This window comes from Bradyrhizobium sp. 159, assembly GCF_023073795.1.
GTDB lineage: Bacteria > Pseudomonadota > Alphaproteobacteria > Rhizobiales > Xanthobacteraceae > Bradyrhizobium.
Map to the genome: position 1 here is coordinate 73,495 of NZ_JADPKE010000042.1, position 12,522 is coordinate 86,016.

Below are 12,522 nucleotides of genomic sequence, written 5' to 3' on the forward strand. Positions count from 1 at the left end.
CTCTGCAGGTCCACACCACTCTTGCGGAACCAGGCTCTCACTTGAACAGCGGCGTGCCCGGCACGAAGGCGTCGAAGGCGGCCCAGAACTGGGAGCGGTAACGGTCCTGCTCCTGGAGTATCTCGTGCTTCGAGCCCGCGATGACGAGATGCGATCCGGCGCGCAAATGATAGGCGAACTCCTCGATCGCAGCGGTGGAGACCACGGTGTCGCTGGAGGCCGCCAGCATCAGGATTGGCTGGCGGATCTCTGACGGATATTTCACGCGCTTGAAGGTTTGCATCGCGCTGAAGGCAGCGTCGGCCCAGGCCACCGTCGGGGACGCCAGCCCCAGCGTCGGATCCTCCTCCAGGATCGCGACATTGCGCGCATAGCGCACGGGATCGCTGGTCAAGGGATTGTTGATGAAGGGATCGAGCCCGGTGATGCGGCTGCTGCCGCCGGGGACATAACGGCTGCCCTGCCCGAACAGGCGCATCGTCTTTATGAGCGCGCGGGCCGGAAACGACGTGGTGCGGCCAGGCAGGTCGATCATCGGCGCCGACAGCACCATGCGGTCGAACCAGCGCTTGCCGGCATGCGCGACCCGCAGCAGCACCGTGCCGCCCATGGAATGGGCGAGCGCAAAGAACGGCGGCGGGCAATCCGGCAACACCACCTGCTGCATGAAGGTCTCGACGTCGACCTCGAAATCGGCGAAGTCGCGCACATAGCCCTTGCGCGGATCGCGCAGGCGGCGCGAGGAATGGCCCTGTCCGCGCCAGTCGATCATCGCCACCGCAAAGCCGCGGTCGCGCAAATCCCGGACCGTCTCGAAATATTTCTCGATCTGCTCGCTGCGCCCGGTGAAGACGCAGACCGTGCCCTTGCGGCCCGCCGGCGGCGCCCAGCGCGCAAAGCGCAACTCGGCGCCATCGGGGGTCTTGATGGTGCCGCTGACGACGTTTTCGGGGACGGGATTGGACGGGATCGAGACCAGCGTCATAGGCGGGAAGTACTGCAAATCAAGGGGCTAAAGCGCCGAAAAGGCGCAAATGCCGCCCTCTTGAACGCCGTCTCGTTCCACCCATATCATTTTCGTGCAGGCCGCTACCAGTGTTTCGGAACCGGAACATCAGGCTGCACACAGACGAAAGCCCGGCCCGATTGGCGGGCGGGTTACCCAACAGTCGCTCTATGGAGGACTTGACCATGCGTAGCTATGATCTCACCCCGTTCTATCGTTCCACCGTCGGCTTCGACCGCCTCTTCAGCCTGCTCGACCAGGCAACATCGGACGGCAGCCCCGGTTATCCCCCCTACAACATCGAGCGCACCGGCGAGAACGCCTACCGCATCACCGTTGCGGTCTCTGGCTTCGCCAAGGATGAGCTCTCCATCGTCGCGAAGGAAAACACGCTGACGATCAAGGGCGAGAAAGTCGCCAACGAGAACTCGCAATCCGAAGTGCTCTACCGCGGCATCGCCGCGCGTGCCTTCGAGCGCGCCTTCCAGCTTGCCGACTTCGTGCAGGTGAAGGACGCCTCACTTGAGAATGGCCTGCTTCACGTCGACCTCGTACGCGAGATTCCCGAGGCCAAGAAGCCGCGCCAGATCGCGATCAACACCAGCGCCCCGAAGGCGCAGGTGATCGAGAGCTCCGCGCAAGCCGCCGCGTAAAGGCACGTCACTTCCAAGTTGCGAGAACGCCCCGGTGCCCCGGGGCGTTTTTTTCGTTCGTGATCACGCCTCCCGCCGTCGTTCTGGCGAAGGCGACGACCCACACCCCAGCGAGACGATTGGCGAAGACTCGCCTCCGGCACGAACACCTCACTTCGGCCGATGACCTATGTGTTCTGGCCTTCGCCACGACACCGTTTTCTGTGCCGCTATTGCACCGCATCACAGAGCAGTGAAGTCGCGTAACGGGGCCACCCCTCGCTCCGTCCTATGGTCATCGAAACCAAAACGAGACGGAAAACGATCATGACACTCTGGCGCAGCCTTTTCGTCGCCGCGAGCCTTTTGGCGGCCCCCATCAGCCTTGCCGACGCGCAGACACCGCAATCGGTGAAAGCCAACAACGTCGTGCTGGTGCACGGCGCCTGGGCCGACGGCTCGAGCTGGTCGGAGGTGATCCCGATCCTCCAGGCCGCAGGCCTGCACGTGACCGGCGTGCAGAATCCGCTGTCGTCGCTGGCGGACTCGGTCGAGGCGACCAAGCGCGTACTGGCCGAACAGGACGGACCGACCGTGCTGGTGGCGCATTCCTGGGGCGGCACCGTGATCAGCCAGGTCGGCACTGACCCGAAGGTCACCGGCCTCGTCTATGTCGCTGCACGTGCTCCCGACGCGAACGAGGATTTCGTCGCGCTGTCCAAGCAGTTTCCGGCGGGACCTGCCCGCGCAGGCATTGTCGAGCGCGACGGCTACACAAAACTCTCGGAAGACGCCTTCCTGAAATATTTCGCCAATGGCGTGAAGCCGGAGCAGGCCAAGGAGCTCTACGCGGTGCAATGGCCAACCGCAGCCTCAATCTTCGCCGGCCGCACCACGGAAGCTGCATGGCACAGCAAACGTACCTGGTACGCGGTGTCGAAGAACGACTACACCATCAATCCCGATCTCGAACGTTTCCTCGCCAAGCGCATGAACGCCACCACGATCGAGCTCGATGCCGGGCACCTCTCGCTGGTGTCGCATCCGAAGGAAGTGGCGAAGCTGATCCTGAACGCGGCGGGGTATGGGCAGAGCTGAGGAACGATGGCCTGATGCAAAGGCGCCCGGGATTGTCGGGCGCCTTTCATTTTTGCCCACATCTCTCCGCAGCGTCCTGGTGAAAGCCAGGACGACACCGAGGAATTTAAGACGGGCCGTCGCGTCAGGCGGCAGCTCGCTAATCCAGCCCCTGTGCGGCCGGCATCTCCTGGGTCGGCAAGATCGCCGGCGCCGGCTTGGCCTCAGCGACGGTTGGCACGGCCGCCTGCGGAGCGGCCTCGGCAGGCTTTGCGGCCACGGCAGTGGTCTGCTGCGCGGGCCGTGCCTGTACCGGCGGCGGCGCCTGAGCCTCCTGCCGCGCGGGTTCGGCCGGCTTCGCCGCGGCCACCGGCGTCGCCCCGCGCCGCGGGGCAGCCTTGGGCATCGGCACCGTGCGGCTGGCGACATGCGGAATCGAAGCCGGCGGGCGCGGCGGGCCGCTGCGGATCACCGTCGGCGGCGGGAGCGCGCTTTGCGGGCCGTAAGGCGCGACCGCGTGCTCGTCATAGGCGGGCGCCATGCCGTAGGCGTCACTGGCGCGCATGAAGCGGATGATCCGTCCGTCGCGGGCGTCGATCACCAGCCGGCCATCGTCGCCGCGATGGTCGATCACTGCGATGGTGTAGACGCTGCCGCGCAGGCGCGGGATGCCGAGCGGCGAGAAGCCGTTTTCGCGCAGCACCGCATAGACCTCGGTCGACGGCAGCAGCACCGGGGCCGGACCGCGCCCCTCGGAGCCGTAGCCATAGCCGTAACGCGGCGGCGGTGGCGGCGCGGCCTCCGGCGGCGCATAGGGTCCGTCGAAATCCGACACTGCGATAACGCCCCCTCTCCCGATACCGTTCGGAGGAGCCTGCGCATGCCCCGCACTTGCGGCCAGCGCCAGCGCGGCGGCAGCCACACATCCTGTGAAAAACTTCATGGTCGAGACGCTCCTGTCAGGCCCTCCGACGGCGGCCCTCTTTCGCTTCGCGCGGCGTGGCGCGCCTTCCGAAGGGTTGATCCGAAGCTTCATTCGGGATTTCGGCGCCCGCGGGGCCGGATCAAACCGGGGCTGCCGGCCTACGGAAAGCGGGAATTGACACCTCGGGAATCGGGACTTGTGCGCGCTTGTGTGCTAGACAAAAATTTGGCAAGGTGATGGTTAGGACAGGAAAGCTGTCTCAATTTTGCTTGCGGTCCCCGGCATGGGGATTGCAGCGAAAGCGGTGCTCTCGAGCGCCGGGAAGGTACCAGGCAAAGCCGTTCTCGGGGACGAAGAACGCCTAGGCCTGAATTTAAGAAAATGCGGCTCGCTAGCGGACGAGCGGTGACCCAGAGGCGGGTGCCGCGGAACGCCCAAGGTGCGCCGAAGATGGCGGTGAGGCAGCTTGCCGCATGGAGAGGACAGGACAATGAACGGGTCGCAATTCGGGCGCGCAAACATCGTGGCAGAACAGCTGTCGGCGACGGTCGCCTCGAAAACGACCGATCCGATTCAGGAACACAATTCGCGCCCTGAAGCCGAAGGCCTGTACGATCCGAGCCTGGAGAAGGACTCCTGCGGCGTCGGCTTCATCGCCAACATCAAGGGCAAGAAGTCGCACGAGATCGTCGCGGACGCGCTGAGCATCCTCTGCAACCTCGAGCATCGCGGCGCCGTCGGCGCCGATCCGCGCGCCGGTGACGGTGCCGGCATCCTGGTGCAGATCCCGCACGCCTTCTTCAGCCGCAAGGCGAAGGAGCTCGGCTTCGCGCTGCCGAATCCGGGCGAATATGCCATCGGCGCGCTGTTCATGCCGCGCGACACCGCCTGGCGCAACGTCATCAAGAGCATCATCGCCGACCAGATCAAGGAAGAGGGCCTGACGCTGCTCGGCTGGCGCGACGTGCCGACCGACAATTCCTCGCTAGGCATCACCGTGAAGCCGACCGAGCCGGCCTGCATGCAGGTGTTCATCGGCCGCAACGGCACCGCCAAGACCGAGGACGAATTCGAGCGCCGGCTCTACATCCTGCGCAAGTCGATCTCGCAGGCGATCTACCAGCGCCGCGACCGCGGACTTGCGGGCTATTACCCCTGCTCGATGTCCTGCCGCACTGTGATCTACAAGGGCATGTTCCTCGCCGACCAGCTCGGCAAGTACTATCCCGATTTGCACGAGAAGGACTTCGAGAGCGCGCTGGCACTCGTTCACCAGCGCTTCTCGACCAACACCTTCCCGGCCTGGTCGCTGGCGCATCCCTATCGCATGATCGCGCATAACGGCGAGATCAACACGCTGCGCGGCAACGTCAACTGGATGGCGGCGCGCCAGGCCTCGGTGAGCTCTGAGCTCTACGGCAAGGACATCAACCGGCTCTGGCCGATCTCCTATGAGGGACAGTCGGACACCGCCTGCTTCGACAACGCGCTCGAATTCCTGGTGCAGGGCGGCTACTCACTGCCGCACGCCGTCATGATGATGATTCCGGAGGCGTGGGCCGGCAATCCCTTGATGGATGAGAAGCGCCGCGCCTTCTACGAATATCACGCCGCGCTGATGGAGCCGTGGGATGGCCCCGCCGCGATCGCCTTCACCGACGGCCGCCAGATCGGCGCCACGCTCGACCGCAACGGATTGCGGCCGGCGCGCTATCTGGTGACCAAAGACGACCGCATCGTGATGGCGTCCGAGATGGGCGTGCTGACGATCCCCGAGGACCAGATCATCACCAAGTGGCGCTTGCAGCCGGGCAAGATGCTGCTGGTCGACCTCGAACAAGGCCGCTTGATTCCCGACGACGAGATCAAGGCCGAGCTTGCCAAGAGCCATCCCTACAAGGAGTGGCTGGAGCGGACCCAGATCGTGCTGGAGGAGTTGCCGAAGGTGCCGACCACCGGCGTGCGCTCCAACCTGTCGCTGCTCGATCGCCAGCAGGCGTTCGGCTACAGCCAGGAAGACATCACCATCCTGATGACGCCGATGGCGGCCACAGGCGAGGAAGCCGCGGGCTCGATGGGCAACGACACGCCGATCTCGGCGCTGTCGGACAAGGCCAAGCCGCTGTTCACCTACTTCAAGCAGAACTTTGCGCAGGTCACCAACCCGCCGATCGACCCGATCCGCGAAGAGCTGGTGATGAGCCTCGTCTCAATCATCGGGCCCCGGCCGAACCTGTTCGATCTGCAAGGCATGGCCACGACCAAGCGCCTCGAAGTGCGCCAGCCGATCCTGACCGACGCGGACCTTGAAAAGATCCGCTCGATCTCCGAGGTCGCCGAGTCGCACTTCAAGTCGCGCACGCTCGACACCACATTCCACGCTGGCCTCGGGGCGGCCGGCATGGATCAGGTGCTCGACGAGCTCTGCGCGCGCGCTGAGAGCGCGGTGCGCGAGGGCGTCAACATCATCATCCTGTCCGACCGCATGGTCGGCACCGACCGGGTGCCGATCCCGTCGCTGCTGGCCTGCGCCGCCGTGCATCACCACCTGATCCGCACCGGCTTGCGCACCTCGGTCGGCCTCGTCGTCGAATCCGGCGAGCCGCGCGAAGTGCATCACTTTGCCTGCCTTGCAGGCTACGGCGCCGAAGCGATCAATCCTTACCTCGCGTTCGAGACCATCATCGCGATGAAGGACCGCCTGCCCGGCTCGCTCGACGACTACGAGATCGTCAAGCGCTACATCAAGTCGATCGGCAAGGGCCTGCTCAAGGTGATGTCCAAGATGGGCATCTCGACCTACCAGTCCTATTGCGGCGCGCAGATTTTCGACGCAGTCGGCCTCAAGGCGGACTTCGTCGCAAAGTTCTTCGCCGGCACGCACACCCGCGTCGAGGGCGTCGGTCTTTCCGAGATCGCCGAAGAAGCGGTACGCCGCCATGCCGACGCGTTCGGCGAGGCGCAGGTCTACAAGACCGCGCTCGACGTCGGCGGCGAATACGCCTATCGCAGCCGCGGCGAGGACCATGCATGGACCGCCGAGTCAGTGTCGCTGCTCCAGCACGCCGCCCGCGGCAATTCGCAGGAGCGCTACCGCGCCTTCGCAAAAATCCTCAATGAGCAGTCGGAGCGCCTTTTGACGCTGCGCGGCCTCTTCCGGATCAAGAACGCGGAGGAGGAGAAGCGCAAGCCGGTGCCGCTCGACCAGGTCGAGCCGGCCAAGGAGATCGTCAAGCGTTTCGCAACAGGTGCGATGAGCTTCGGCTCGATCTCGCGCGAGGCCCATACCACGCTCGCGATCGCGATGAACCGGATCGGCGGCAAGTCGAACACCGGTGAAGGCGGCGAGGAAGCCGACCGCTTCAAGCCGATGCCGAACGGCGATTCCATGCGCTCGGCGATCAAGCAGGTCGCCTCGGGCCGTTTCGGCGTCACCACGGAGTATCTCGTCAACTCCGACATGATGCAGATCAAGATGGCACAGGGCGCCAAGCCCGGCGAAGGCGGCCAGCTGCCCGGTCACAAGGTCGACGCGACCATCGCCAGGGTCCGGCACTCGACGCCGGGCGTCGGCCTGATCTCGCCGCCGCCGCACCACGACATCTACTCGATCGAGGATCTGGCGCAGCTCATCTACGACCTCAAGAACGTCAACCCGGCGGGCGACGTCTCGGTCAAGCTCGTCTCCGAGATCGGCGTCGGCACGGTCGCCGCGGGCGTCGCCAAGGCGCGCGCCGACCATGTCACCATCGCGGGCTTCGAGGGCGGCACTGGCGCCTCGCCGCTGACGTCGATCAAGCACGCCGGCTCGCCCTGGGAGATCGGCCTCGCCGAGACCCATCAGACCCTGGTGCGCGAGCGGCTGCGCAGCCGCATCGTGGTCCAGGTCGACGGCGGCTTCCGCACCGGCCGTGACGTCGTGATCGGCGCGCTGCTGGGCGCCGACGAGTTCGGCTTCGCCACCGCGCCCTTGATCGCGGCCGGCTGCATCATGATGCGCAAGTGCCACCTCAACACCTGTCCGGTCGGCGTCGCGACGCAGGATCCGGTGCTGCGCAAGCGCTTTACCGGCCAGCCCGAGCACGTGATCAACTACTTCTTCTTCGTCGCGGAAGAAGTCCGCGAGATCATGGCTTCGCTCGGCTTCCGCACCTTCAACGAGATGGTCGGCCAGGTGCAGCTGCTCGACCAGACCAAGCTGGTCGCGCACTGGAAGGCCAAGGGCCTCGACTTCTCAAAGCTGTTCGTCAAGCAGAAGGAAGAGAACGGCCAGAAGATCTATCATTCCGAGCGCCAGAACCATCATCTGGAGGCCGTGCTCGACCGCACGCTGATCGAGAAGGCGACGCCTGCGCTCGACCGCGGCGCGCCGGTGAAGATCGAGGCCGCGATCAACAGCACCAACCGTTCCGCCGGCGCCATGCTGTCGGGTGCGCTCGCCAAGATCTACGGCCACGCCGGCCTGCCGCATGACACCATCCATGTCAGCCTCAAGGGCACTGCCGGACAGGCCTTCGGCGCCTGGCTCGCCAACGGCGTCACTTTCGAGCTCGAGGGTGAGGCCAACGACTATGTCGGCAAGGGCCTCTCGGGCGGCAAGATCATCGTCAAGCCGCCGAGGAACTCTGCGATCGTGCCGGAAGAGAGCATCATCGTCGGCAATACCGTGATGTACGGCGCGATCGAAGGCGAATGCTACTTCCGCGGCATCGCCGGCGAGCGCTTTGCCGTGCGCAACTCGGGTGCGGTCGCGGTGGTCGAGGGCGCGGGCGATCATTGCTGCGAATACATGACCGGCGGCATCGTGGTCGTGCTCGGCAAGACCGGGCGCAACTTCGCGGCGGGCATGTCCGGCGGCATCGCCTACGTGCTGGACGAGGCCGGCGATTTCGACCGGCTGTGCAATCTGTCGATGGTCGAGCTCGAGCCGGTGCTGTCGGAAGAGCTGATCAATGCCGGCACCTATCACCACGCCGGTGACCTCGAGGCGCATGGCCGGGTCGACGTGTTCAAGAACCTGCTCGCCTCCGACGTCGAGCGGCTGCACGTGCTGATCTCGCGCCATGCCAAAGCGACCGGCTCCAAGCGCGCCGCCGACATCCTTGCCAATTGGAAGGAATGGCTGCCTAAATTCCGCAAGGTGATGCCGGTCGAGTACCGGCGCGCGCTGCGCGAAATGGCCGCCAATGCTGACGCCGAGCCGAAGATCGCAATCGGGGCGTAGAGAATAACCTCATGGTGAGGAGGCGCGAAGCGCCGTCTCGAACCATGAGGCCACCATCCGGGACCTCATCCTTCGAGACGCGGCGCGAAAGGGCGCCGCTCCTCAGGATGAGGAGTGAGAGAACAAACGACTAAGCGGCAGGGACTACGGGTTTAATGGGCAAGATCACCGGTTTTCTTGAAATCGAACGGCATGACCGCAAGTACATCCCGGTCGCCGAGCGCGTGAAGCATTTTCACGAGTTCGTCGTTCCCCTCTCCGAGAAGGAGGTGCGCGACCAGGCCGCGCGCTGCATGAACTGCGGCATTCCCTATTGTCACGGCACAGGCTCGGTCGCGCCCGGCACGCCAGGCTGCCCGGTCAACAACCAGATCCCGGATTGGAACGATCTCGTTTACCAGGGCAACTGGGAAGAAGCCTCGCGCAACCTGCACTCGACCAACAATTTCCCGGAGTTCACGGGGCGCATCTGTCCGGCGCCGTGTGAAGCCTCCTGCACGCTCAACATCGACGACAACCCCGTCACCATCAAGACCATCGAATGCGCGATCGTCGATCGCGCCTGGGACAATGGCTGGGTGAAGCCGGAAGTGGCTACCGTCAAGACTGGCAAGAAGGTCGCCGTGATCGGCTCGGGTCCGGCCGGCATGGCCTGCGCGCAGCAGCTCGCCCGCGCCGGCCACGACGTGCATCTGTTCGAGAAGTACGCCAAGGCCGGCGGCCTGCTCCGCTACGGCATCCCCGACTTCAAGATGGAGAAGGGCATCATCGACCGCCGCGTCAAGCAGATGGAAGCCGAAGGCGTCACCTTCCACTACAACAGCCATGTCGGCGCCGACGGCAATGTCGATCCGCGCGAGATGCTCAACGAGTACGACGCTGTCGCGCTGACCGGCGGCGCCGAAGCTCCGCGCGACCTGCCGATCCCCGGCCGCGATCTCGAAGGCATTCACTACGCGATGGACTTCCTGCCGCAGCAGAACCGCCGCGTCTCCGAGGAGCCGCTCCGCGGCGTCCAGGAGATCCTGGCCGGCGGCAAGCACGTCGTCGTCATCGGCGGCGGCGACACCGGATCTGACTGCATCGGCACCTCGCTGCGCCAGGGCGCGCTCTCGGTGACCCAGCTCGAGATCATGCCCGCCCCGCCCGAGCGCGAGAACAAGGGCCTGACCTGGCCGAACTGGCCGCTGAAGATGCGCACCTCTTCCAGCCAGGCCGAAGGCGCGATCCGCGAATACGCCGTGCTGACGCAGAAGTTCTCGGGCGAGAACGGCAAGGTCAAGAAGCTGCACTGCGTGCGCGTCGACGACAAGTTCAAACCGATTGCCGGCACGGAGTTCGTGCTCGATGCCGAGCTCGTCCTGCTCGCGATGGGCTTTGTGCATCCCGTGCACGAGGGCCTCTTGAACCTGCTCGCGGTCGAGCTCGACGGTCGCGGCAACGTCAAGGCTAACACGCTGGACTACCAGACCTCGCGCCCGAACGTGTTCACCGCCGGCGACATGCGCCGCGGCCAATCGCTGGTGGTCTGGGCGATCCGCGAGGGCCGGCTGTGCGCCCGGTCGATCGATACGTTCCTGATGGGGAAGACGGATCTGCCGCGGTAGTCGCGGCTCGCGCAGCAGCCAAGCTTCAAATGACGCTGTCATCGTCCGCGGAGGCGGACGATCCAGTATTCCAGAGGCTCTCCTTAGAGGGCACGCACTCACCACATCCGCCGCGGCGTACTGGATGCCCCCGCCTGCGCGGGGCATGACAGCGGAGTGGGGACGAGATAGCGTAGCCTCGAACGACGCGCCCCGTCTTACCTAATTCTGCAACCTCACCCCCAGCATCACCACCGTCCCCGACGAGCTCGCCCCCGCGACGTTCGAATCCAGGATGTCGTGGCGCAGCGTGCCCTTGATCCAGATGTTGCGGTTGAGCTTGTAGATCAGATTGCTTTCGAGCGAGTAAGTCTTGTCGTTGCGATTCTGGTTCTGGTAGTCGAGCGTGCCGTAGGTGAACTTGCCCACGGCGGTGAGCCAGCGGCGGAAGTCGTGGTCGACTTCGGCCGAATAGGTGCGCACCAGGACGCCGGAAGAGCCCGGGATCGTGGTCTCGGCGATCTGCGTGTCGGTGAAGAACTTCACGGTCGTCAGGCCGCTCGCATTCCAGATCAGCGAGCCCGTGGTGAGGAAGCCCGCGAGCTGGCTGAGGCGCGGGTCGACATAGTTGCGCGCGGAATAGCCGATCGAGATCTCGCCGGTGAGGATGCGCGAGAACTCGAAGGAGGAGCCGACCTTGGCATAGCCGCCGTTTGAATCGCGGAAGTAGCCGTTGCGGTCGGCGGCCTGGTCGTGCACGCGGGTGTCGCCCTGGATTTCCAGGAAGGGCTTGAGGCCCGGCTTCAGATCGTAGGAGAACCGGCCCACGCCGCCATATTGGTTGAACTCGCGGTCGGTATTGGCAAAGGTCGAGCCGTCGATGAGCTTTGAATCGGTGTAGGCCGTACGATCGACGGTGGCGCCGGCGGCGACCTGGAAACGGTTGAAGGTCTGGTCGAAGCCGACGGTCGCGCCATAGGCGGCGTAGACCGGAAATTTCTGAAGACCTGCCTGCACGTTCGGGCTGCCGGGATTGTCGGTGGCGAGCCGCAGGCGGAGCTGCGAGGTCAACTTGAAATCGCGGGTGACGTCGAGGCGGCCGTCGACATGGCCGGTGAAATCGGGGCGATCGACCTCGACCGGCGACGGCGAGGCGAAGCCGTTGATGGTCGCCGGCATGTTGTTGGTGTAGCCCGAGAACGAGCCGCGCAGATCGGCGACCAGCGCGTGGCGCTCCCAATCGGACACTACAAGGAGATCAGGCGCGACCACATAGGCCGGCGAACCGACAGGCCTGTTGAGACGCGCGGGATTTGTATCGTAGCCGGCGGAGAGCTCGAGCCCGCCCTTGATCAGGAAGCTGCCGGCATAGTCGCCCACCGCGCCGAACGGATCCTCGTCCAGCTTGAGGCGGCGGCGCAGCGGCTGGCCGGGCACGTTGCCGGCCATCGCCGGCGGCACTGGCGTCCTGTGCGCGGTTTCGGAGGGTGGCGGCGCGATGCGCGGCGGGCCGAGCGTCCGCTCCGGCGTTGCCGGCGCTACCTTTGAGTCGGGGCCGGCGGGGCGCTTCGGCTTCGGCTGTCCGGGATAGAGTTTTGGCTGCTGCCGCTTGCGGTTGAGCGAATCGTAGCCGGAGCCGCTCGCGACGTTGGCCGCGGGCAGGCCGTAGGTCGGGACCTGACCGGCCGGGCTTTGGCCGGCGCGCGAGATCGCCGGGGGCTGCTGGCGCCTGCGCGGATCGTTGGGATCGGGCAGCGTCGGCAGCGCGTCCGAAGGCGCCTGCGGCACGCCGGCGGTGCGCCGTGTCGGCAGCGTCTCGGGCGCGGCGAAGCCGCCGCGGTTGGGATTGAACAGATCAGGCGTGAGGCTCTGGGCCAGAGCCGGTGCACTCTCGAGGGCCGTCAGCATCAGGCACGGCAATACGGCGCGCAGGAAATGCGCGCGTTTGCTCCGGCCAGTGCCTGGAGGCGACCCCACGATGGAAGAACTCCAACGAAATCAAATACTTTCACGACGAGCTCCCACCGCTTGGCGGGAACCATCGTTAATGGAGTTAAAACAATTATGGTTAA

At 65.3% G+C, this 12,522-nt stretch carries 7 protein-coding genes; 4 read left to right on the forward strand and 3 right to left on the reverse strand.

Annotated elements, in window-relative coordinates; translation table 11 throughout:
• Positions 1-37: 37 nt before the first annotated feature.
• Positions 38-985 carry an alpha/beta hydrolase gene (locus IVA96_RS10925; protein ID WP_247417119.1) on the reverse strand — a complete coding sequence of 316 codons (948 nt, stop codon included), beginning with the start codon at positions 983-985 and terminating at the stop codon, positions 38-40.
• Positions 986-1,191: 206 nt separating this feature from the next.
• Between IVA96_RS10925 and IVA96_RS10930 the strand changes: the two genes are divergently transcribed.
• On the forward strand, positions 1,192-1,659 hold the full coding sequence (locus tag IVA96_RS10930) for an Hsp20 family protein (RefSeq protein WP_247277687.1): 468 nt from the start codon (positions 1,192-1,194) through the stop codon (positions 1,657-1,659).
• Positions 1,660-1,965: 306 nt separating this feature from the next.
• The gene (locus IVA96_RS10935) at positions 1,966-2,736 is read left to right on the forward strand and encodes an alpha/beta hydrolase (RefSeq protein ID WP_247417123.1); all 771 of its coding nucleotides are present in this window, start codon (positions 1,966-1,968) and stop codon (positions 2,734-2,736) included.
• A gap of 139 nt (positions 2,737-2,875) precedes the next feature.
• On the opposite strand, the gene IVA96_RS10940 is transcribed toward IVA96_RS10935, so the two are convergent.
• Positions 2,876-3,658 (reverse strand): hypothetical protein, encoded by a 783-nt coding sequence (locus IVA96_RS10940; RefSeq protein ID WP_247417126.1) that lies wholly within the window; start codon positions 3,656-3,658, stop codon positions 2,876-2,878.
• A 472-nt stretch (positions 3,659-4,130) separates the two neighbouring features.
• On the opposite strand from IVA96_RS10940, the gene gltB reads away from it, so the two are divergent.
• Together gltB and IVA96_RS10950 are read left to right on the forward strand one after the other, a co-directional pair.
• Entirely contained in the window at positions 4,131-8,864 is a 4,734-nt protein-coding gene (gltB, locus tag IVA96_RS10945; RefSeq protein ID WP_247417129.1) for a glutamate synthase large subunit, read from the forward strand.
• Between the two features lie 155 nt (positions 8,865-9,019).
• Positions 9,020-10,471 carry a glutamate synthase subunit beta gene (locus tag IVA96_RS10950; RefSeq protein ID WP_247277691.1) on the forward strand — a complete coding sequence of 484 codons (1,452 nt, stop codon included), beginning with the start codon at positions 9,020-9,022 and terminating at the stop codon, positions 10,469-10,471.
• Positions 10,472-10,672: 201 nt separating this feature from the next.
• Here IVA96_RS10950 and IVA96_RS10955 read toward each other — a convergent pair whose 3' ends face one another.
• Positions 10,673-12,427 carry an outer membrane beta-barrel protein gene (locus IVA96_RS10955; RefSeq protein WP_247277692.1) on the reverse strand — a complete coding sequence of 585 codons (1,755 nt, stop codon included), beginning with the start codon at positions 12,425-12,427 and terminating at the stop codon, positions 10,673-10,675.
• Positions 12,428-12,522: the final 95 nt, after the last annotated feature.